The 23,368-nt window shown below is 40.6% G+C and carries 20 protein-coding genes, 1 rRNA gene and 1 riboswitch; of the genes, 20 read left to right on the forward strand and 1 reads right to left on the reverse strand.

What is annotated here, in order from left to right; all coding sequences use genetic code 11:
* The 14 genes from rrf to purD all read left to right on the forward strand — a co-directional run.
* Positions 1-92: ribosomal RNA gene (rrf, locus tag ACIQXI_RS19365) — 5S ribosomal RNA — on the forward strand; the annotation flags it as partial.
* Positions 93-342: 250 nt separating this feature from the next.
* On the forward strand, positions 343-537 hold the full coding sequence (locus tag ACIQXI_RS19370) for an NETI motif-containing protein (RefSeq protein WP_402927862.1): 195 nt from the start codon (positions 343-345) through the stop codon (positions 535-537).
* Between the two features lie 91 nt (positions 538-628).
* A riboswitch (purine riboswitch) is annotated at positions 629-727 on the forward strand.
* A 212-nt stretch (positions 728-939) separates the two neighbouring features.
* Positions 940-1,428, forward strand: a complete 489-nt coding sequence (purE, locus tag ACIQXI_RS19375; RefSeq protein WP_340822204.1) for a 5-(carboxyamino)imidazole ribonucleotide mutase — start codon at positions 940-942, stop codon at positions 1,426-1,428.
* Positions 1,425-2,549, forward strand: coding sequence for a 5-(carboxyamino)imidazole ribonucleotide synthase (gene purK / locus ACIQXI_RS19380; protein ID WP_402927863.1), 1,125 nt, complete (start codon positions 1,425-1,427; stop codon positions 2,547-2,549). Before purE ends, purK begins: the two co-directional genes overlap by 4 nt.
* A 13-nt stretch (positions 2,550-2,562) precedes the next feature.
* The gene (gene purB, locus ACIQXI_RS19385) at positions 2,563-3,858 is read left to right on the forward strand and encodes an adenylosuccinate lyase (protein ID WP_402927864.1); all 1,296 of its coding nucleotides are present in this window, start codon (positions 2,563-2,565) and stop codon (positions 3,856-3,858) included.
* Positions 3,859-3,985: 127 nt separating this feature from the next.
* Positions 3,986-4,696 carry a phosphoribosylaminoimidazolesuccinocarboxamide synthase gene (purC, locus tag ACIQXI_RS19390; protein ID WP_402927866.1) on the forward strand — a complete coding sequence of 237 codons (711 nt, stop codon included), beginning with the start codon at positions 3,986-3,988 and terminating at the stop codon, positions 4,694-4,696.
* Positions 4,697-4,698: 2 nt separating this feature from the next.
* On the forward strand, positions 4,699-4,947 hold the full coding sequence (purS, locus tag ACIQXI_RS19395) for a phosphoribosylformylglycinamidine synthase subunit PurS (RefSeq protein ID WP_402927868.1): 249 nt from the start codon (positions 4,699-4,701) through the stop codon (positions 4,945-4,947).
* Between the two features lie 2 nt (positions 4,948-4,949).
* The gene (gene purQ, locus ACIQXI_RS19400; protein ID WP_402927869.1) at positions 4,950-5,633 is read left to right on the forward strand and encodes a phosphoribosylformylglycinamidine synthase subunit PurQ; all 684 of its coding nucleotides are present in this window, start codon (positions 4,950-4,952) and stop codon (positions 5,631-5,633) included.
* Entirely contained in the window at positions 5,620-7,854 is a 2,235-nt protein-coding gene (gene purL, locus ACIQXI_RS19405; protein ID WP_402927871.1) for a phosphoribosylformylglycinamidine synthase subunit PurL, read from the forward strand. The genes purQ and purL overlap by 14 nt, the downstream gene beginning before the upstream one ends.
* Positions 7,830-9,254 (forward strand): amidophosphoribosyltransferase, encoded by a 1,425-nt coding sequence (gene purF, locus ACIQXI_RS19410; protein WP_402927873.1) that lies wholly within the window; start codon positions 7,830-7,832, stop codon positions 9,252-9,254. Before purL ends, purF begins: the two co-directional genes overlap by 25 nt.
* A gap of 117 nt (positions 9,255-9,371) precedes the next feature.
* Positions 9,372-10,427 carry a phosphoribosylformylglycinamidine cyclo-ligase gene (gene purM, locus ACIQXI_RS19415; protein WP_402927875.1) on the forward strand — a complete coding sequence of 352 codons (1,056 nt, stop codon included), beginning with the start codon at positions 9,372-9,374 and terminating at the stop codon, positions 10,425-10,427.
* Positions 10,427-10,996 carry a phosphoribosylglycinamide formyltransferase gene (gene purN, locus ACIQXI_RS19420; protein WP_402927877.1) on the forward strand — a complete coding sequence of 190 codons (570 nt, stop codon included), beginning with the start codon at positions 10,427-10,429 and terminating at the stop codon, positions 10,994-10,996. The genes purM and purN overlap by 1 nt, the downstream gene beginning before the upstream one ends.
* Before the next feature lie 176 nt (positions 10,997-11,172).
* Positions 11,173-12,699 carry a bifunctional phosphoribosylaminoimidazolecarboxamide formyltransferase/IMP cyclohydrolase gene (purH, locus tag ACIQXI_RS19425; RefSeq protein ID WP_402927878.1) on the forward strand — a complete coding sequence of 509 codons (1,527 nt, stop codon included), beginning with the start codon at positions 11,173-11,175 and terminating at the stop codon, positions 12,697-12,699.
* Between the two features lie 214 nt (positions 12,700-12,913).
* Positions 12,914-14,170, forward strand: a complete 1,257-nt coding sequence (gene purD, locus ACIQXI_RS19430; RefSeq protein WP_402927880.1) for a phosphoribosylamine--glycine ligase — start codon at positions 12,914-12,916, stop codon at positions 14,168-14,170.
* Positions 14,171-14,252: 82 nt separating this feature from the next.
* Here purD and ACIQXI_RS19435 read toward each other — a convergent pair whose 3' ends face one another.
* Positions 14,253-14,744 (reverse strand): YgaP family membrane protein, encoded by a 492-nt coding sequence (locus tag ACIQXI_RS19435; RefSeq protein WP_402927881.1) that lies wholly within the window; start codon positions 14,742-14,744, stop codon positions 14,253-14,255.
* Positions 14,745-15,024: 280 nt separating this feature from the next.
* Between ACIQXI_RS19435 and ACIQXI_RS19440 the strand changes: the two genes are divergently transcribed.
* From ACIQXI_RS19440 to ligA, 6 genes are all read left to right on the forward strand, one after another.
* A complete protein-coding gene (locus ACIQXI_RS19440; RefSeq protein WP_402927883.1) occupies positions 15,025-16,746 on the forward strand; it encodes an adenine deaminase C-terminal domain-containing protein in 1,722 nt (573 codons plus the stop codon).
* 86 nt (positions 16,747-16,832) lie between these two features.
* The gene (locus tag ACIQXI_RS19445) at positions 16,833-17,885 is read left to right on the forward strand and encodes a DUF3048 domain-containing protein (protein ID WP_402927885.1); all 1,053 of its coding nucleotides are present in this window, start codon (positions 16,833-16,835) and stop codon (positions 17,883-17,885) included.
* Positions 17,886-17,901: 16 nt separating this feature from the next.
* Positions 17,902-18,222: a YerC/YecD family TrpR-related protein gene (locus tag ACIQXI_RS19450; protein ID WP_004225717.1), complete on the forward strand. Its 321-nt coding sequence runs from the start codon at positions 17,902-17,904 to the stop codon at positions 18,220-18,222.
* 109 nt (positions 18,223-18,331) lie between these two features.
* Positions 18,332-19,021, forward strand: a complete 690-nt coding sequence (gene pcrB / locus ACIQXI_RS19455) for a heptaprenylglyceryl phosphate synthase (protein WP_402927887.1) — start codon at positions 18,332-18,334, stop codon at positions 19,019-19,021.
* 31 nt (positions 19,022-19,052) lie between these two features.
* Entirely contained in the window at positions 19,053-21,305 is a 2,253-nt protein-coding gene (pcrA, locus tag ACIQXI_RS19460; RefSeq protein ID WP_402927888.1) for a DNA helicase PcrA, read from the forward strand.
* A gap of 14 nt (positions 21,306-21,319) precedes the next feature.
* Positions 21,320-23,317: an NAD-dependent DNA ligase LigA gene (ligA, locus tag ACIQXI_RS19465; protein WP_402927889.1), complete on the forward strand. Its 1,998-nt coding sequence runs from the start codon at positions 21,320-21,322 to the stop codon at positions 23,315-23,317.
* The last annotated feature ends 51 nt before the right edge of the window (positions 23,318-23,368 follow it).

The raw sequence follows: 23,368 nt of genomic DNA on the forward strand, positions 1-23,368 counted from the left end.
ACACCCGTTCCCATACCGAACACGGAAGTTAAGCTCTTTAGCGCCGATGGTAGTTGGGGGCTTCCCCCTGTGAGAGTAGGACGTCGCTAGGCAATTGTCAAAAAGCCAAGGATTTATTCCTTGGCTTTTTTTATTTCCTTCCTATCAGCTAATTAATCTACACACTAAGTAGGAGATTACGATATTACTACTATTTCAAGATGATATGGTAATCATTTTTAGAATTTGTACAGCATTACTAGCTTTTCAATATCGTGCATTCAGGATGCGTTATATCGGGTATAATGGATATTACAAGTAAGGAAAAAACAACAACAACATGCGAATGGAAGGAAGAACAGTTTGGGAAAAAAGCAAATTTGGTATGAAGTGGAAGAAAATGAAACGATTGATCAGTGCTTGGCTAGAATGCGGAAAGATGGATATATCGCGATGGGACGTAAAGAGGAACCAGTTTTTCATTTAGTAAATGGTGAACCCACATACTTGCGTCAAAAAATACAATTTAAAGGTATGTTGTGTCAAGATTCTGAATAAATCACCCTTAAAACCGAACGATTTTTAAAGCCTAAAATAAAATGTTCGCATTTTTCGTTGACGATATTGTTTCCAATTGTTAAAATGTGATTAGGAAAACAATTAAATCCCTCATATATGCTAGAGGATTGGCTCTAGTGTCTCTACCCGGCACCGTAAATGCTGGACTATGCGGGAAAGCAACTTTTGGCATGTTACGGGAAGGTGTGTGTACAGATGTCTAAATCTGCATATTCTTTTCATAATAGTCCTCAAGTAAGCTGCTTTCACGCCTAGAGTAGAGAGTAGCTTATTTGAGGTTTTTCTTTGTTAATAAAGAGAAAGAAATGCAGTAACTATTGAATAATAGAGGCTTGCACAATAATCGATCATTTTTCTATCGTTTAAAAGGAGCGACAATTCATGAATCCGAAAATCGGTGTCATTATGGGTAGTTCAAGTGACTGGGAAACTATGAAACATGCGTGTGATATTTTAGATGAGTTACAAGTACCGTACGAGAAGAAAGTAGTGTCTGCACATCGTACGCCTGATTTAATGTTTGAATATGCGGAGGCAGCACGTGGTCGTGGTATTCAAGTAATTATTGCAGGTGCTGGCGGTGCGGCGCATTTACCAGGTATGGTAGCAGCTAAGACAACGTTACCTGTCATTGGCGTGCCAGTACAATCTCGTGCGCTTAACGGTCTTGATTCACTGTTATCCATTGTACAAATGCCAGGTGGTGTACCTGTAGCAACTGTGGCAATTGGAAAAGCAGGTGCAACAAATGCAGGCTTACTTGCAGCACAGATTTTATCGACAACAGATGTAGAGCTTGCTAATAAACTAGATGCTAGACGTGAGGCGACTAAGCAACAAGTTTTGGAAAGCACAGGTGACTTAGTGTGACAAAAATAATTTATCCTGGACAGACGATAGGAATAATCGGAGGAGGACAGCTTGGCCGTATGATGGCACTTGCTGCTAAGGAAGCAGGCTTTAAAATAGCTGTTCTTGAACCGACAATGGATTCACCATGTGGACAAGTTGCAGATATTCGAATTGTGGCACCTTATGATGATGAGGCCGCATTAGAGGAACTTGCTGAAGTCAGTGACGTTATTACGTATGAGTTTGAAAATATCGATTACGATGGCTTAAAACGTTTAACACAAATGGCTTACGTCCCACAAGGAGCGGAATTAGTACGCATTACACAAAACCGTGTGACAGAGAAGGATGCAATTGTCAAAGCGGGCTGTCCAGTAGCTCCTTATATAGTAGCCAATACATATGAGGAGTTAGTAGCTAACATTGATCAGATTAGTTACCCATGTATCGTAAAAACAGCAAGGGGTGGCTATGATGGCAAAGGACAGCAACTTCTAAACTCAGCAGCAGATTTACCATTGGCGAAAGGGCTTTTTGCTCATTCCCAGTGCATTGCTGAAGGTTTTGTACCTTTTGTAAAAGAAGTATCAGTTATTGTACAGCGAAACGGTGATGGCGAATTATATTGTCAGCCAGTTGGTGAAAACATACATGTTCATCATATTTTACACGAAACAATTGTACCAGCACGTATTGAAGAGTCGACAGCACAAGCGGCTGAACAAGAAGCTTTGAAAATAGCAGATTACTTAAATTTAGTAGGGACGCTGGCAGTAGAAATGTTCGTGTTAGAAAACGGTAACATAATAATTAATGAACTAGCACCGAGACCTCATAATTCAGGTCATTATTCGATAGAAGCATGTAATATATCACAATTCCATCAGCATATACGCGCTATTTGTGGTTGGCCATTGCGCAAGCCACAACTTTGGGCGCCATCTATAATGGTGAATGTATTAGGGCAGCATGTAATGCCACTTAGTAACTCAATTGCAAAATATCCTGAATGGTCAGTACATCTTTATGGGAAAGCTGAAGCTAAGGTGAACCGTAAGATGGGCCACGTAACGATTATGACAAAAGACTTAGAAGCAACACTACAACAAATCGAGAGTTCTGGCATTTGGTCAGAATAGAAGGAGAAACGCGATGATTGAACGTTACACAAGACCCGAGATGGGTGCAATTTGGACAGAACAAAATAAATACCAAGCTTGGCTAGAGGTTGAAATTTTAGCATGTGAGGCTTGGGCAGAAATCGGCGATATTCCAAAAGAAGATGTAGCTAAAATTCGTGCCAATGCATCCTTTGATGTGGATCGTATATTAGAAATTGAGAAAGAGACACGACACGATGTAGTAGCCTTTACACGCGCTGTATCGGAAACTCTTGGTGATGAGCGTAAATGGGTGCACTACGGCTTAACTTCAACAGATGTTGTAGACACAGCTCTTTCTTATTTAATTAAACAAGCAAATAATATTTTACGAAAAGATATTACAAATTTTATTGATATTATTGCGGCAAAGGCAAAAGAACATAAGCATACGGTGATGATGGGGCGTACACATGGTGTGCATGCTGAGCCAACAACATTCGGCTTAAAATTAGGTTTATGGTACGAAGAGATGAAGCGTAACCTAGAACGTTTTGAGGCAGCAGCAGCGGTGATTGAAACAGGTAAGATGTCTGGAGCAGTAGGCACATACGCCAATATTGACCCACGTGTAGAACAATATGTATGCGATCAATTAGGGCTTACAGCATCACCAATTTCAACACAAACATTACAACGTGACCGCCATGCACAATATTTAGGTGCTCTTGCATTAATTGCAACATCAATTGAAAAGTTTGCAACTGAAATTCGAGGATTGCAAAAATCTGAAACAAGAGAAGTAGAAGAAGCTTTTGCCAAAGGGCAAAAGGGTTCATCTGCAATGCCACATAAACGTAATCCAATCGGCTCTGAGAACATGGTTGGGATGTCACGTTTAATGCGTGGTTACATGGTGACAGCTTATGAAAACGTAGCGTTATGGCATGAGCGTGATATTTCACATTCATCTGCTGAGCGCGTGATTTTACCGGATGCGACGATCACATTGAACTATATGTTAAATCGCTTCGGCAACATCGTTAAAAACTTAACAGTATTCCCTGAAAACATGAAACGTAATATGGGTCGTACATTTGGACTGATTTACTCTCAACGTATCTTATTAGCGTTAATCGATAAAGGATTAGTACGTGAAGAAGCGTATGATACAGTACAGCCATTAGCGATGCAGGCGTGGGACGAGCAAGTACAATTCCGTACGTTAGTTGATGCAAGTGAGAAAATCACTTCTTACTTAACGAAGGAAGAGTTAGATGAGTGCTTTGATTACAACTACCACTTACAACATGTAGATATGATTTTTGAGCGTCTTGGACTTAACTAACCGTATTGAATTGATAGACAGTTAGTGCCACGACGGATGTTACGGGTTTTGAATCTTATCCCAGATTCAAAATCCTTAACATTAATACGTCGAGGCGTATTTCATAATAATCTGGGGGAATGACGATATGACGAAAGACCAACTTTTGTATGAAGGTAAAGCCAAAAAACTATATGCAACAGAAGAACCTACTATACTTTTAGTAGAATACAAGGATAGTGCAACTGCCTTTAATGGTGAGAAAAAAGAAGAAATTGAAGGCAAGGGCATTTTAAATAACCGTATTACTTCTTTAATTTTCGAAAAATTAAAAGCAAACGGAATTGCGTCACATTTCGTAAAACAATTATCTGCTACAGAACAACTAGTGAAAAAGGTTGATATTATTCCAATCGAAGTTGTCGTACGTAATATTGCAGCAGGGAGCTTAGCTAAACGTCTTGGTATTGATGAAGGCACACTATTAAAACGCCCAATCGTTGAATTTTATTATAAGGATGATGCGTTAGGCGATCCATTGATTACGACTGAGCATATTGATGTACTTGGTTTAGCAACACCGGAAGAAGTAACAGCTATTTATAATGGAGCATTAGCTGTGAACAAAGTATTGCAACCAATTTTCGCTGATGTCGATGTCACGCTAATTGACTTCAAGCTAGAATTCGGTCGTGATACAAATGGAGACGTTTTGCTGGCAGATGAAATCTCACCAGATACATGCAGACTTTGGGATACAAAAACAAAGCAAAAGTTGGACAAAGATGTCTTTCGTCGAGACCTTGGTAATTTAACTGAAGTATATACTATTATTCTTTCTAGACTCGGAGGCAAATAACAATGAAAAAAGTTAAAATTTACGTGACATTACGTGAGAGTATTCTAGATCCACAAGGTTCAGCAGTACAAGGTTCGTTAGCAAAAATGGGTTACGATGAAGTAGAAGATTTACGTATCGGTAAATATCTTGAACTAACTGTCGGCGATTCAGCGCGTGATATTGATACTCTAGTAAAAGAAATGTGTGAAAAAGTTTTAACCAATGTAGTAATTGAGGACTACCGTTACGAAGTCGAGGAGGCTAACTAATCATGAAATTCGCAGTACTCGTATTCCCTGGGTCAAACTGTGACATCGATATGTATCATGCGATTAAAGACGAACTAGGTGAAGAAGTAGAATATGTATGGCACGCAGAAACAGATTTAAGTGGCTTCGACGGTATTTTAGTACCTGGAGGCTTCTCATATGGCGACTACTTACGTTGTGGCGCGATGGCGAACCAATCAAACATAATGGCAGAAGTGAAAAAAGCAGCAGATGCTGGTAAGCCCGTATTAGGCGTTTGTAACGGGTTCCAAATTCTTACTGAAGCCGGTTTATTGCCAGGTGCATTACTGCGCAATAAAAATTTGAAATTCATGTGTCGTACAATTCAGCTTAAAGTTGAAAACAACAATACATTATTCACAAATCACTATGAGCAAGGTCAAGTAATTAATATTCCAATCGCACACGGTGAAGGTAACTATTACTGTGACGAGGAAACATTACAAAAACTAAAAGATAACAATCAAATCGTGTTCACATACTCAGGAGAAAATCCGAACGGTTCTTTAGCCGATATCGCAGGGATTATTAACGAGCGCGGCAATGTATTAGGGATGATGCCTCACCCAGAAAGAGCTGTCGATGCATTAGTGGGCGGAGCAGACGGTCTAGCAGTATTCAAATCAATTGTGAAGCAGTGGAGGGAAAATCATGTCAACAACTAAGTTTGAGCCAACAGCACAGCAAATCAAAGATGAAAAGCTATACGCTGGAATGGGAATGTCAGACGAAGAATTTGCAATGGTCGAAGGTATTTTAGGCCGTTTACCAAATTGGACAGAGACTGGTCTTTTCTCAGTAATGTGGTCTGAACACTGCTCATACAAAAATTCAAAACCAGTTTTACGTAAATTCCCTACAAAAGGACCTCAAGTATTACAAGGTCCTGGTGAAGGAGCAGGGATTGTCGATATTGGGGACGAGCAAGCAGTTGTCTTTAAAATGGAGTCTCATAACCACCCTTCAGCCATTGAGCCTTATCAAGGGGCAGCAACAGGTGTAGGCGGTATTATTCGTGACGTCTTCTCAATGGGCGCACGTCCAATTGCTATGCTGAATTCACTTCGCTTTGGTGAGCTGAAATCAGCACGTGGTAAATACTTATTCGAAGAAGTGGTTGCTGGTATTGCTGGCTATGGTAACTGTATTGGGATTCCAACTGTTGGTGGCGAAATTCAATTTGACCCATGCTACGAAGGCAACCCACTAGTGAACGCAATGTGCGTTGGTTTAATTGACCACAAAGATATTCAACGTGGAATTGCTGCAGGTGTAGGTAATACAGTGATGTACGTAGGGGCTAAAACGGGTCGTGATGGTATTCACGGTGCGACATTTGCCTCTGAAGAATTAACAGAGGAATCAGAAAATCAACGTCCAGCTGTGCAAGTAGGGGACCCATTTATGGAAAAACTACTACTTGAAGCTTGCTTAGAAGTTGTAAAATCTGATGCGCTAGTCGGGATTCAAGATATGGGTGCTGCGGGTCTTACTTCTTCGTCAGCAGAGATGGCTTCAAAAGCAGGATCTGGTGTAGAAATGAACCTTGATTTAGTCCCTCAACGTGAAACTGGGATGACTGCCTACGAGATGATGCTATCCGAGTCTCAAGAACGTATGTTATTAGTGGTGAAAAAAGGTCGCGAAGATGAAATTAAAGCGATTTTCGATAAATATGATTTAGATGCAGTAGCGATTGGTGTCGTGACAGACGATAAAATGCTTCGTTTACTTCACAACGGTGAAGTTGTAGCAAATGTACCAGCAGATGCATTAGCAGAAGATGCGCCAGTTTATCATAAGCCATCCGCTGAACCTGCATACTATGCACAATTCCAAGCAATGGACAACGCTGAACCAGCTGTAACAGATTTTAAAGCAACGTTAAATGCTCTGTTAAAAGCACCGACAATTGCTTCAAAGGAATGGGTTTATGATCAATACGATTATCAAGTACGTACATCAACAGTTGTAGCACCTGGTTCAGATGCGGCAGTTATCCGTGTGCGTGGTACGAATAAAGGTCTTGCAATGACTACGGACTGTAACTCTCGTTACATTTATCTTGATCCGGAAGTGGGCGGTGCCATTGCAGTAGCGGAAGCGGCTCGTAATATTGTCGCAACAGGTGGTACGCCACTTGCTATTACCGACTGCTTAAATTTCGGTAATCCAGAAAAACCAGAAATTTTCTGGCAAATTGAAAAATCTGCTGACGGTATTTCTGCTGCATGTACAGCCCTTAATGCACCAGTAATCGGTGGTAACGTATCGCTTTACAATGAACGTTCAGGAGAAGCTGTTTATCCAACCCCAACAATTGGTATGGTAGGTCTAATTGAAGACTTAGCACATGTAACGACGCAAGATGTAAAAGCAGCAGGTGATATCGTATTCGTTATCGGTGAAACGAATACAGAATTCGGTGGCTCTGAGCTGCAAAAATTATTGAATAACGGTGTAATTTCAGGAAAAGCACCAGCTATCGATTTAGAGGTGGAGGCAGCGCGCCAACAAGCATTGCTAAAAGCAATTAAAGCGGGACTTGTCCAATCTGCGCATGACGTAGCAGAGGGTGGACTTGCTGTAGCACTTGCAGAAACTACTTTTGGTGCGCAAGGTCTTGGTCTAGATGTTACGTTAACAGGCTCTGCAACAACGGCTCTATTCAGTGAAACACAATCCCGTTTTGTAGTAACAGTGAAAGAAGAACATGCAGCTGCATTTATGGAAACAGTAAAAGATGCACAAAAAATCGGTGTCGTAACAAACGATGCGCTTGTTAAAATCAACGGGGACAACGGTGTGCTTGTAGAAGGTACAGTGGAGGAATTCCGTTCTAATTGGAAAGGAGCAATCCCATGCTTGCTGAACTCAGAGGCTTAAACGAAGAATGTGGGGTGTTTGGTATATGGGGCAACCCAAATCCAGCACACCTAAGTTATTACGGGCTTCATGCTCTTCAACACCGTGGACAAGAGGGTGCAGGGATCGTCGTATCTGACGGTCAGCATCTTCGTGCGGTGAAAGGCGAAGGATTAGTGAATGATGTTTTCAATGAAGAGAAATTAAAAGCAGTGGACGGGAAAGCAGCCATTGCACATGTTCGATATACGACTGCTGGTGGTGGCGGTATTGAAAATGTACAGCCATTACTATTTCATTCATCTACAGGAAGCCTTTCAATTGCTCATAACGGTAACTTAGTCAATGCGACACACTTAAAGCAGTATTTAGAGCGTCAAGGTAGTATTTTTCATTCGAGCTCAGATACAGAAGTGTTAGCGCATCTTATTAAGAAAAGCTCGCATTCACCTTTTCGAGCAAAAGTGAAAAATGCTCTTTCATTGCTGAAGGGTGCGTATTCTTTCTTAATTATGACAAAAGATGAAATGCTTGTTGCGCGTGATCCACATGGTTTACGTCCGCTATCTCTTGGCAAGTTAGGCGATGGTTGGGTTGTTGCTTCTGAAACTTGTGCGTTTGATTTAATCGGGGCAGAGTTTGTTCGTTCTGTAGAACCAGGGGAATTATTAATTATAAACGATGAGGGTGTAAAATCTGACCGCTTTGCTGATATGGAAAATCGCGCAATGTGTGCGATGGAATATGTATACTTAGCTCGTCCTGATTCAGATATTGACGGTATTAATGTGCATATGGCACGCAAACGTATGGGCAAACAATTGGCACGTGAATGTGCACATATTGAAGCGGATGTCGTTACTGGCGTGCCCGATTCAAGTATTTCTGCAGCGATTGGCTTTGCTGAAGAAAGTGGTATTCCGTATGAGTTAGGGTTAATTAAAAACCGTTATGTGGGCCGTACGTTTATTCAACCGACGCAAGAATTACGTGAACGCGGAGTGAAAATGAAGCTTTCGCCTGTTGTTCAAGTTGTCAAAGGAAAACGCGTTGTCATGGTGGATGATTCAATCGTGCGCGGTACAACATCTCGCCGTATTGTCAAAATGCTAAAAGATGCAGGTGCAGCTGAGGTGCATGTCGTTATCTCTTCTCCACCAATGACTGATCCTTGTTATTACGGTATTGATACGTCGACACATGAAGAGCTCATTGCTTCTAGTCATAGTGTAGATGAAATCCGACAGGCGATTGGTGCTGATTCACTGACATTCCTTTCCGTTGAAGGAATGGTGGAAACGATTGCGCGTCCATTTGAGGATGAAAATAAAGGTCTTTGCTTAGCTTGCTTTACAAGCAAATACCCAACAGAAATTTTCCCAGATACAATCTTACCGCACGAAAAAGAACTTTTACGCTAAGTGTGAATGGACATTAGGTCAGGATTTATCGTCCTCACTAAATGTTGAACATGGACAAATCTGCTCCTTGTGAAAGTAAGGGACGGTTGCGTAAATTATTTAAAGGAGGATCTCTGCATGTCAAAGGCATATGAACAAGCAGGTGTAAATATTGAAGCGGGCTACGAAGCTGTAAAACGAATGAAGTCTCACGTTGAACGAACAAATCGACTCGGTGTGATGGGTACGTTTGGTGGCTTTGGTGGTATGTTTGACTTGTCAGAACTAAATCTTAAAGAACCTGTTCTTATTTCAGGTACAGATGGTGTTGGGACAAAATTAAAATTAGCATTCATGGTAGACAAGCACGATACAATTGGTATGGATTGTGTGGCAATGTGTGTCAACGATATCGTAGCGCAAGGTGCAGAACCACTTTACTTTTTAGATTATGTGGCACTTGGCAAAGCAGAGCCAGCTAAAATCGAACAAATTGTCAAAGGCGTTGCAGATGGCTGTGTACAATCTGGTGCTGCTTTGATCGGTGGAGAAACTGCTGAAATGCCAGGTCTGTATGAAGAAGATGAGTATGATTTAGCAGGATTTGCGGTTGGTGCTTGTGAAAAATCGGCAATTATTACTGGTGAAAAGATTGTGGAAGGTGACGTGCTTATTGGTTTAGCTTCAAGTGGTGTCCATTCAAATGGCTATTCATTGGTACGTAAAATTGTTTTCGCGGACAACGATTATGCAGTAGATGCAGTTGTTGAAGGCTTCGAAGATTTAGGGCCAATCGGTGAAGCACTTTTAGTACCGACTAAATTATATGCAAAACCAGTGCTGGCAGCATTACAAACAGCAGACGTACATGGTTGTGCACACGTAACAGGTGGCGGCTTCTATGAAAACCTGCCACGTATGATGCCGGGAGGCTTAGCAACTGAAATTGACTTAGGTTCTTGGCCAGTTCTTCGCATTTTTGAATTTTTAAAGGAAAAAGGTCAGCTTGAAGATAAAGATTTATACAATGTCTTTAATATGGGGATTGGTTTCGTCTTGGCTGTACCAGCAGCAGAAGCCGATAAAGTCATTGCTTCAGCACAAGCGAATGGTGAAAAAGCTTACAAAATCGGTCGGGTTGTAAAGGGCGAGGGTGTTATATTTAACGGCTCACATGATGGGAGCTTAGTGTAATGACTGCACCGGTTAAAATTGCCGTTTTTGCTTCGGGGAGCGGCAGTAATTTTCAGGCTATTCAAGAAGCGATAGACCGTGGCGAACTACATGCAAAGATTGAGCTTGTTGTAACCGATAAGCCTGGTGCATTTGTAGTGTCACGTGCGAAACAATTTGGCATTCCGGTCCTTGCTTTAAGTCCGAAACAATTTACGTCAAAAGTAGAGTACGAGACTGCTATTGTTGAAGCTTTACGTGAATATGGTGTGCAGTGGATTGTACTAGCGGGGTATATGCGTTTAATTAGCGATGTGTTATTGGCTGCATATCCACAGCGAATCGTCAATATCCACCCATCGCTATTGCCATCATTCCCAGGAAAAGATGCGATTGGCCAAGCACTCGAACATGGGGTAAAGGTGACAGGAGTTACTGTACATTTTGTAGATGAAGGTATGGATACAGGGCCCATTATTGCGCAAGCAGCAGTTGCTGTTATTGAAGGTAATCGCGAAGCAACTGAAACGGCTATTCATAAAGAAGAGCATGTACTCTATACAAAGGCATTACAGCAATTATTAAAGTAGATTAGTAAGTAGTTAGGTTTGGCTGATTGTAACGGGAGATGCTCATTGCCCGTAGGATTCGCTCCAGTCATGATGAACTCCGCTCAAGTAGAACGAGTCGTTCAATTAGCACCTAACTCTACTGTTGGTTAGATATTTTCGTGTATAATCACGAGACAAATTAGGAGGATTTCGTTGTGACAAAACGTGCATTAATCAGTGTTTCCAATAAAGATGGTATTTTAGAATTTGCTAAAGAATTAGTGGCATTAGGTTATGAAATTTTATCAACTGGTGGTACGAAAAAAATGTTACAAGACAATAATGTCGCAGTAACAGCAGTGGATGAAGTAACAAAATTCCCAGAAATTTTAGATGGTCGTGTGAAAACGTTAAATCCAATGATTCACGGTGGGCTATTAGGGAAATTTGATGATGCTTCTCATCGAGCACAAATGAATGAGCATGGCATTGAACCAATTGAAATTGTGTGTGTAAATCTTTATCCGTTCGTTGAAACAATTTCAAAGCCTAATGTAACTTGGGATGATGCCATCGAAAATATTGATATTGGTGGACCAACAATGCTACGTTCTGCTGCTAAAAACCATCAATACGTAACAGTAATTGTCGATAGCAATGACTATGCGCAAGTTTTAGAAGAACTAAAAACGACTGGCGCTACAACAATTGCAACACGTCGTAAACTAGCGGCGAAAGTTTTCCGTCACACAGCAGCGTACGATTCTTATATTTCGAATTACTTAACGGAAGAAGCATTCCCTGAAAGCTTAACGCTTACTTATGAATTAAAGCAAAACTTACGTTATGGCGAAAACCCACATCAAAAAGCAGCGTTCTATCAAAAACGTCTTGGTTCGGATTTCTCTTTAGCGTATGCAACGCAATTGCACGGCAAAGAGTTATCCTATAATAATATCCAAGATGGTAATGCTGCGCTTCAAATCGTTAAAGAATTTGAAATGCCTGCAGCCGTTGCTGTGAAGCATATGAATCCTTGTGGTGTTGGTACAGGTGTCACACTAGAAGAGGCATTTGACAAAGCCTATGCAGCGGATCCTACCTCTATTTTCGGCGGCATAATCGCATTAAATACGGAAGTAGATGCGGCAACTGCAGAAAAGCTAAGCCATATTTTCTTAGAAATTATTATTGCACCTGCTTTCTCTCAAGAAGCATTAGACATTTTAACACAGAAGAAAAACATCCGTTTATTAACTATTCCATTTGAGCAAGCGAAAAAAGATCAATTTAACGTTGTATCTGTTGAAGGTGGTTTATTAGTACAAGAGCCAGATAGTTATGGCTTTGCAGAGGCTGACGTCAAAGTAGTGACAGACAGAGAACCGACTGAGCAAGAATGGGAAGCGTTACAGCTAGGATGGTCTGTAGTGAAACATGTGAAATCAAATGCCATCGTTGTAACCGATTCGCACATGACATTAGGTGTTGGTGCTGGTCAAATGAACCGTGTAGGCGCGGCAAAAATCGCTTTCGAACAAGCAGGTGACAAGGCGAAAGGGGCTTCACTAGCATCGGATGCATTCTTCCCTATGAGTGATACAGTGGAAGCTGCGCATGAAGCTGGGATTACAGCAATTATCCAACCTGGTGGCTCAATTAAAGATCAGGATTCAATAGATAAAGCAAATGAATACGGCATTGCAATGGTGTTTACAGGCGTGCGTCACTTCAAGCATTAATCAACGGCCATACTGTAATTAACAAAGGATAAAAGCCTATCCTAATAGAAAATAGTATACTGGGAGCGCTTCTAGTATGCTATTTTTTAATAGTCAAATAAAACATGTAGCGAGGGTTGCGACTGCCATAGTTGCCTATGGATAGCGATGTGGATGTTGGATGCATAAAGCTACTCAAATAGCCCTTATTGTCAAAGAGGAGGATTCACCCAATATGAACGTATTAGTTATAGGAAGTGGCGGTCGTGAATATGCCATTGCCAAACAATTTAGCATTTCTCCGTCTGTAGAAAAAGTTTATGTAGCTCCAGGTAATGATGGTATGCGTGATGATGTAGAAGTTATCGGGATTGATACAATGGACTTTGCAGGTCTTGCGCAATTTGCAAAAGAACATGCAGTAGATTTAACCTTTGTTGGTCCTGAGCAACCACTTGCAGAAGGAATTGTGGATTTCTTTACGCAACGCAGGTTACGAATATTTGGCCCGACGAAGGCAGCAGCGCAAATTGAAAGCAGTAAATCATATGCGAAAGATCTTATGAATAAATATCATATCCCAACTGCTGCACACGCAACGTTTACAGAAGCAGAGCAAGCGATACACTATATCCAAGCACAAGGCGCACCAATTGTTATTAAAGCAGACGGCTTAGCAGCTGGTAAAGGTGTTGTGGTTGCAATGACCGATGAGGAAGCGATTGAAGCGGTGCAAGATATGATTGGGAATCAGCGTTTCGGTGAGTCTTCATCTCGTGTAGTCATTGAAGAATTCCTCGATGGAGAAGAATTCTCTTTTATGTCGTTTGTCCATAAAGGTCAAATATATCCAATGGTCATTGCCCAAGATCATAAACGTGCATATGACGGCGATAAAGGTCCAAATACAGGTGGGATGGGTGCATATTCACCTGTACCACAAATTTCACAAGATGTCGTTGAAGTAGCATTTGAAACGGTCGTTAAACCTACTGTTCAAGGCATGGAAGCAGATGGGGTATCGTTTACTGGGATTTTATATGCAGGTCTAATTTTAACAAAAAATGGACCGAAAGTAATTGAGTTTAATGCTCGCTTTGGTGATCCAGAAACACAAGTTGTACTACCACGCATGCAATCAGATTTTGGAGCTTTTATGAGCGCCTTAATGGATGAAAAACCATTTGATCTACAATGGACAAAGGATGCGATGTTAGGCGTTGTCATTGCGGCTGAAGGCTATCCTGGAGATGTAGTCAAGGGCAATGCATTACCGAATCTGGAAGCACTTTCTGCTACGCACGCAGTCTATCATGCAGGTACAAAGTTTGTAGATGGAAAATTCGTAGGCAATGGTGGGCGTGTTTTATTAGTCGCTGCCAAAGCGCCTACTTTACAGGAAGCACAACAACAAGTATATGCTGGTATTGCAACAGTTGAATGGGACAACTTCTTCTACCGCAAAGATATCGGCTGGCGTACTTTTAAATAGCTATTGTATTCATCATTATAGACTTATCATTTCTTTAAAAAGTAAGGAGCCGTCTCATTTTGCATTGAGACGGCTTCTTTGACTAAGAAGGATTTTGTGCTTTAGTTGTAGAATTTTTACTGTCCGAGGAATTTTGGGTTGAAGTGTTGGCGTCAGTCGCAGTAGTTTTTGCTGTTGATGTTGTTATTTCTGACGCATTTCCAGTTATAGCAGAGGAGAAATCCTGCATCAGTTTATTGATTTGATCAGTAGACATTGGATTCTGTTCAGAATTCAGTGGATTTTGCCCAGAAGACATTGAATTCTGTCCGGAAGACATAGAATTCTGTTCACTGAACATACTTTGCATAGAGGTGTTCATGACATTTTCTAAACCAGAGCCCTTCATAGCTTTTAAAGGACAATATTTAAAAATACCTTCAGCCATTTTCATGGCCCCTAATGCAATCAAAAGTCCACCTTTCATACAGTTAGGATTTCTAGAAGCTCTAGCAATACCAAACGCCGTCATACCAGTACCAAGAGCAAAGCGGCAAAAGGCATTTTTATCACTAAGATTTGCTTGTTGCGTCATATCATTTCCTCCTTTAGTCATAGTGGAAAAAATAAAGCGGGGTGCACTTTGCTTTATGAAAGTGCTGTGTTACGATTGAAACAAGATGATTGCATAAAGCAGCATTATTTAGAGAAACTAAAGCACAGATTTTGAATGGCATCAAATAACCCCTTCAAAATGCAAATCATTACGCAAAAGGCGCAATGCATACAAATAAGCGTTTATGCAATAGTAGTATGTGAATTCAAGTAGGAATTACACAATGAAATTTTACGCAAATTAGGAAGGAGCGATTTACATGGATCCGACATGGAAAATTTCGGAGTTGCGTCAACATATAGCTGTCATAGATGGCAAAAAATCGCCTAATATTGTCTTAAAAAATGCACGTTATTTACATAGCATGTTAAAACAATGGGTGGTAGCAAACATTTGGATTTCAGGAGACCGCATTGTTTATGCGGGAGACCGAATGCCTCCTTTAATGGAAGGGACTGAAATAATCGACTGTACAAATAAAACAATTGTACCTGGTTATATCGAACCGCATGTTCATCCGTTCCAGTTATATCACCCACAATCCTTTGCTGATTTTTGTGGGCAATTAGGGACAACGACCTTTATTTCGGATAATTTAAGTTTTGTCTTATCTTTAGAGAATAAGAAAGCGTTTTCAATTTTAGATGACTTAAAGAAATTACCGTTCTCCTTTTATTGGTGGACGCGTTTTGATTCACAAACGGAAATGGTACAAGAGGAAGAGATTTTTTCAAATACGTCCATTTTAGAGTGGTTACAACGTGATGATGTATTGTTAGGGGGCGAGCTAACGGGATGGCCACGTTTATTGCACGGTGATGACTTGATGTTGTATCGCATGCAAATGGCGAAAGCACATGGCAAAAAGATTGAAGGCCACTTCCCAGGGGCATCAGAGCGAACTTTGGCGCGCATGAAGTTACTTGGTGCGGATGGAGATCACGAGGCAATGACGGTAGAAGAAGTAGAGCGACGAATTATGCAAGGATTTGCAGTAACACTACGTCATTCTTCGATACGTCCAGATTTACCGATTCTCTTAAAAGGAATTGTAGAAAAACAACTACCTATTTTCGACCACTTAATGATGACAACGGATGGTTCTACGCCTTCATTCCATCAAGATGGCGTAATGGATAAATGTATTCAAGTTGCCTTAGAGGCAGGTGTCTCACCAATTGATGCTTATCAAATGGCATCTTATAATGTTGCGCGTTATTATAATATGTCCAACTTACATGGCTTTATCGCGACGGGGCGTTTCGCTTCATTGAATATTTTGCAAGATGAATGGCATCCAGTACCAGAAAGTGTATTGTCAAAAGGTGTTTGGTTAAAACGTGATGGCGAACGAGTGCATCGTTTAGCTGAAATCGATTATTCGGCCATTCCTTCTTTTGACTTGGATTTCTCCCTAACGGCACATGATTTCCAATTCTCCATGCCATTTGGTATTGAATTAGTCAATGATGTGATCACGAAGCCTTATAATTCATTAATTACAAGAGAAGGTCAGCTTGCAAATCACGATGAAAGTTACTTAATACTGATGAATCGAAGTGGTAACTGGCATGTCAATACGATGATTAAAGGCTTTGCAACAAATGTTCAAGGCTTTGCATCGTCGTATTCGAACACTGGTGATATTTTGTTAATTGGGAAAAATAAAGACGATATGTTGAAAGCCTTCGAAGAGATGAAGGCAATGCGTGGAGGCATTGTTCTTGTAGAAAAAGGAGAAGTCGTAGCATCTGTTCCGCTCGCGATAGGTGGTCTTCTTTATGATGGCAATGTCGAAGAGCTGACCGAGCGAGAGATAGCATTAAAGCAAGCCTTAGCAGAACGTGGCTATCGATTAGGAGACGCCATTTATACTTTATTGTTTTTACAATCAACGCATTTACCGTATATTCGGATTACACCTAAAGGGATTTTTGATGTCATGAAGAATAAGTTATTATTACCTGCAGTTATGCGTTAGTAGTTGTAGCACATTTTTTGAAGCGCCTGAGCATCCACTTTCACATTTACATCAGAGGCGGAATTGACTAAAGGAGAGTAATGCAAGTGTTTAAATCAAAGAAACTATTAGTTGGCTTAGCATTTAGTGCTTTGTTTATCGGCGGATGTTCTAAAGACGCCTCTGAACAAGAAGAAGACGTAAGTAAAGTAGATGATGAACCAGCTATTGAAGAGCCGGTGAAGGAAGAGACGATTACAGCGCCGTTAACTGGGGAGATTGTTAAAGAAGAAGTGACACAGCGTCCTATTATGGTGACTGTTAATAATCACCCTGCTGCACGTCCGCAATCAGGCATAGCAGCAGCGGATATTATTTACGAGATGTTAGCAGAAGGAAATGTTACTCGTTTTCTAGCAGTCTATCAAAGTGAATTACCAGAAAACATTGGACCAGTACGAAGTGCACGCTCATACTTTGTTGATATGGCAAAGGGCTTTAACGCATTTTATGTAGCACATGGCTATAGTCCAGAGGCCAAAACGATGCTTAGCAATAACGTCGTTGATAATATAAATGGCATGAATTATGATGGCACATTATTTAAACGTTCGAATGATCGCGTAGCACCACATAATTCCTATATTACGTCTGAAAACATAGTAAATGGTGCTGAAAAAGTTGGCGCTTCAATGAATTACAGTGAAAAAGTGCATCAGGCTTTTTATGAACCCGATGAACGTGGTAAAATAGGCGTTGAAACAAGTCAAGTTGACATTTACTATGGGAATAGTGAATATTTCCACAATACGTATGTGTATGATCATCAAACAAATCGTTACGGACGACAATCGGCAGGCGTTGAAACAAAAGATATGCTGACAGGTGACGCATTAACATTTGCCAATGTTTTGTTTTTTGAAATGAAGCACCAAACAATCGATGATGTAGGGCGCCAAGATATTGATTTAACCTCTGGTGGAAATGCGTATGTATTTCAAAATGGTTATTTAAGAGAAGTAAAATGGGCTAATATCGATGGAATACCAACGGCTGTTGAAGAAACTGGTGAACTTGTGAAGCTCGTGCCAGGGAAGTCATGGGTTCATTTCGTACCGGCTTCACCAGGGTTACAAACAATGGTGAAAACGCAGCCTTAAGAGGGAGGAAAATGGCATGCAAATCGAAAAAATTCGAGGGCATCAAACTGATCAGTTATTTAAAGCAGTATTAGAACTGAAGGACATTGAAGAATGTTATAAATTTTTTGATGATTTATGTACGATTAGTGAAATTCAATCATTAGCACAACGCTTTGAGGTAGCGCATTTATTACGTTTAAAGAAAACCTATGAATCCATTAAAAAGGAGACAGGGGCAAGTACGGCAACGATTTCTCGTGTACGTCGCTGCTTTGATTATGGAAACGATACATATGATGAAATGTTAGGTCGTTTGTATCCAGATGAAAAGCCATTCCAAGCACCAAAAGAATAGTAGGTAAGAGGCTGGGTAGAGTTTCTGCTCAGCCTTTTTCATTCTTTTGTAGACAGTCATAAGCTATACTTGTAAACGGATAGATAGAAAAAGATAGGTGGTAAATTAGATGGATTATTTACAGTGGAGACATGTGTTCAAGCTAGATCCGGCAAAGGAGATTTCGGATGAAGCATTAGAAAAAATTTGTGAATCAGGAACAGATGTTATTTTAGTAGGGGGAACAGATGGCGTAACATTAGATGGTGTTTTAGATATCCTTGTTCGCGTACGCCGTTTTGAAGTTCCAATTGCGCTAGAAATTTCAACGATTGATTCAGTAACGCCAGGCTATGACTATTATTTCATTCCAACGGTGCTAAATAGTGATGATCCAAAATGGATTAAAAATTTGCACCATGAGGCCATTAAAGAATATGGCGATATTATGGTATGGGATGAGTTAGTAGCGGAAGGTTATTGTATTTTAAATCCAAATTGTAAAGCAGCACAAGTAACACAAGCAAAGACCGATTTATCGGTCGAGGATGTAGTGGCCTATGCTCGCCTAGCTGAAAATTTCTTTAAACTGCCTGTATTTTATTTAGAATATAGCGGGGAATATGGCGATACTGAAATGGTACGTGCTGTAAAAAATGAATTACAAAACACGAAGCTATTTTATGGTGGTGGTATTACCTCTACGAAGCAAGCAGCAGAAATGGCACAGTTTGCAGATACTGTCGTTGTAGGGAATATTATTTATGACGATTTAAAAGCCGCACTTGCGACTGTTAAGGCTGTAAAAAATGCGATATAATTAAGAACAAATGTTTGTAAGGTGGTGCCAAATGGAGCATTTAACAAAAAACTTATTGATAGGTATGAATCCAGAGCAGGAAAAAGCAGTGAAAACAACTGAAGGGCCACTGCTTATTATGGCGGGTGCTGGTTCAGGGAAAACGAGAGTATTAACGCATCGTATTGCCTATTTAATCATAGAAAAAGAAGTATACCCTTCGAAAATTTTAGCCATTACGTTCACGAACAAAGCTGCACGTGAAATGCGTGAACGTATAGATGGTATTCTTGGCAATGGAACGGGCGACAGCATGTGGGTATCCACGTTCCACTCAATGTGTGTACGTATTTTACGACGCAATATTGAACAACTCGGCATATCGCGCAACTTCACAATTTTAGATTCGACAGACCAACTTTCTGTTATTAAAAATGTCTTGAAAGATGAAAATATTGATCCTAAGCGTTTTGAACCTCGTGCTATTTTAAATGCCATCAGTTCAGCAAAAAATGAATGCATCACAGCAGATGAATATGCAGGTCAAATCAATGAACATAACCCATATGAAAAAACAGTGGCGCGTGTTTATAAAGGCTACGAAAAAAGACTACGTCGCAATCAGTCGCTTGATTTTGATGATTTAATTATGACGACCATTACATTATTTAAGCGAGTACCCGAAGTGCTTGAATACTATCAAAATAAATTTCAATATATTCACGTCGACGAATACCAAGATACCAATAAATCGCAATACTTACTCGTACAATTACTGGCAAAGAAATTTAAAAATATTTGTGTCGTAGGGGACTCAGACCAATCGATTTATCGTTGGCGAGGTGCGGATATTGGCAATATTTTATCGTTTGAAAAAGATTATCCAAATGCCAAAGTCATTATGTTAGAGCAAAATTATCGATCAACAAAACGCATCCTCCAAGCGGCAAATGACGTCATTCAACATAATACAAGCCGTTATCCAAAAGAGCTGCGCACTGATAATGCACATGGTGAAAAAATTGCTTTATTCAAAGCCTATAATGAGCAGGAAGAGGCTCAGTTTGTTGTCCAAACGATTCAACAGCTGATGGACAAGGAAAACCGTTCATTTGATGATTTTGCCATTTTGTATCGTACGAACGCACAGTCTCGTGTAATGGAGGAAGTGCTTGTAAAATCCAATATGTCGTATCAAATCGTTGGCGGTACAAAGTTCTATGACCGCAAAGAAATAAAGGATTTATTAGCGTATTTACGTCTCATTGCCAACAATGATGATGATTTATCACTGGCACGTATTATTAATGAACCGAAACGCAGCATCGGTGCAACGTCCTTTGAAAAAATGGCACGCTATGCAATTGATCAAGATCGCTCGATATTTGATGCGATGAATGATCTTGTGTTTATGGGGCTAACAGGAAAAGCCGCAGCTTCAGCAGAACATTTTTATGCGATGATTAAAGGCTTTACCGAAATGCAAAATTACTTGTCTGTCACAGAAATAGTGGAGCAAGTTATTGAGAAATCAGGCTATCGCGCGATGCTTCAAAATGAAAAAAGCATTGAAGCGGAAAGTCGTTTAGAAAATATTGAGGAATTTTTATCTGTCACAAAGGCGTTTGAAGAGCGTAGCGAGGATAAAAGTTTAATTGCCTTCTTAACGGATTTAGCACTTATTGCGGATATAGATGCGCTTGATAAGGAAGATGCATCGAAAGGTAATATTATTTTAATGACCATGCATGCCGCAAAAGGGTTAGAATTCCCTATCGTTTTCATTATTGGTATGGAAGAAAATATTTTCCCACATTCTCGTTCGTTAGATGATAATGATGAGATGGAAGAAGAGAGACGTCTTGCTTATGTGGGCATCACGCGAGCAGAGGAACGGTTGTATTTAACATGCGCACAATCTCGCACAATTTTTGGGCGTTCAAGCTTTAATAATGCTTCTCGTTTCTTACGTGAAATTTCAGAGGATATTGTAGAGTCCATATCCAAAGGTGGTTCAAAACCTGAAGTACCATTTGCATCAAGTAATCGTTCGGCTAGTGGGTATCCAAAACGTACACTTGGTGGACATCAGCAGACACAACCCGCAACAGCACGCCTACAAGCTACGGGAGGCGATCAGTTCGGTTGGAAAGCTGGAGATAAGGCGATTCATAAAAAATGGGGAACAGGTATGGTTGTGAGCGTAAAAGGTGAGGGTGATAGTACAGAGCTTGATATCGCCTTTCCACAACCAATCGGTATTAAGCGATTATTAGCGCAATTTGCACCTATTGAAAAAGCGTAAGTGGAGGAACTTAAATGAATGAAATTGAACAGCGCATAGCGGAGTTAAATAAATTATTGCATGACTATGGGTATGCGTATTACGTGCTAGATAAACCTCTAGTTCCAGACAGCGTCTATGACCAGCTACTACACGAACTCATTGCATTAGAAGAAGCGAACCCATCACTTATTTACCCTGATTCGCCGACACAGCGTGTTGGTGGTGCTGTGGTAGAAGGATTTAAAAAAGTAACACATGACTATCCAATGTTAAGTCTATCGAATGCATTTAATGAAGCGGACTTACGAGAGTTTGACCGAAAAATTCGCCAAGCAATCGGGGATCAATTTTCTTATGTTTGTGAATTGAAAATAGATGGTCTTGCTATTTCACTTAAATATGAGAATGGCGTTTTTGTGCAAGGTGCAACACGCGGCGATGGTGTAATTGGCGAGGATATAACAGCGAATTTAAAAACGATTCATGCTGTGCCATTGCGCTTAAAAGAGCCTATTACCATCGAAGTACGCGGCGAAGCATATATGCCTAAAAGGTCATTTGAAAAATTAAATGCCCAGCGCGCTGAAAAAGGAGAAGAGTTATTTGCCAATCCTCGTAATGCGGCTGCTGGTTCATTACGTCAGCTAGATCCAAAAATTGCAGCGAGTCGTCAACTATCAACTTTCATTTATGCGATTGGAGGAGATGGTGAGGCGTACGGTATTGATGGACATGGCGAGATGCTCGATTATTTGGAGGGGCTTGGCTTCCCATCTAATAAAGAACGTCAACGCTGTGTATCCATTGAGGAAGTAATGGCCTTTATCGAAACGTGGACAGAAAATCGTCCAAATCTAGCCTATGAAATCGATGGCATCGTTATTAAGGTAGATCGTTATGCACAGCAGGATGAACTTGGCTATACAGCAAAAAGTCCACGTTGGGCAATTGCCTATAAATTCCCTGCTGAAGAAGTTGTAACAACGTTGCTTGATATTGATTTAACAGTAGGGCGAACTGGCGTTGTGACACCAACAGCGATTTTAGCACCAGTACAAGTAGCTGGCACAACAGTGCAACGAGCATCTTTACACAATGAAGATTTAATTCGCGATAAAGATATTCGAATCGGGGATCGTGTCATCATCCGAAAAGCAGGCGATATTATTCCACAAGTAGTTGGCGTCATATTAGAGCAACGTCCGGAAGATTCAGTGCCATATGAAATGCCGGAAAATTGTCCTGTATGCGATAGCGAGCTTATTCGCATTGAGGGAGAAGTTGCCTTGCGTTGTGTCAATCCAGCATGTTTTGCCCAAATTGCTGAGAGCATTAAATACTTTGTGTCGCGGAACGCAATGAACATTGATGGGCTAGGTGAAAAGGTTGTTGAGCAACTATTGCGTGCTGATTTAATTCATGATGTATCAGATTTATATCAGTTAACAGTGGAGCAATTAGTGGCGCTTGAACGTATGGGCGAAAAGTCAGCTACGAACTTAGTGACGGCTATTCAAGCTTCGAAGGACAATTCAATGGAACGTCTCCTCATTGGATTAGGGATACGACATGTTGGAGAGAAGGCAGCGAAAATTGTTTCAGAGGAATTTGAGACGATGGAAGCAGTGATGGCTGCAACAGAAGAACAGCTCGTAGCAATTCATGAAATTGGCGATAAAATGGCATCTTCGCTCGTTGAGTATTTTGCCAATGAAGATGCACGCGCTGTGATTAAGCGCCTTGCTGAAGCGGGTGTCAATATGACGTATAAAGGCAAAAAGGTGGAAGTAGTCGTTGGTGACAATCCATTTGCAGGCAAGACGATCGTGCTAACTGGTAAACTTGAGCAATTGACACGAAACGATGCAAAGGCGAAAATAGAAGAGTTAGGTGGAATTGTTACAGGCAGTGTTAGTAAGAAAACAGATCTTGTGATTGCAGGTGCCGATGCAGGATCTAAACTAACAAAGGCTGAGCAACTAGGCATTGAAGTTTGGAACGAAGACGACCTAATTGAACAACTAACTTAATAGTTAAAGCACCGACGGAAATGTGCGCCTTAAAATGAGCGTTAACGAAAA

Source organism: Lysinibacillus sp. NPDC097195 (genome assembly GCF_044762075.1).
Classification (GTDB): Bacteria; Bacillota; Bacilli; order Bacillales_A; family Planococcaceae; genus Lysinibacillus.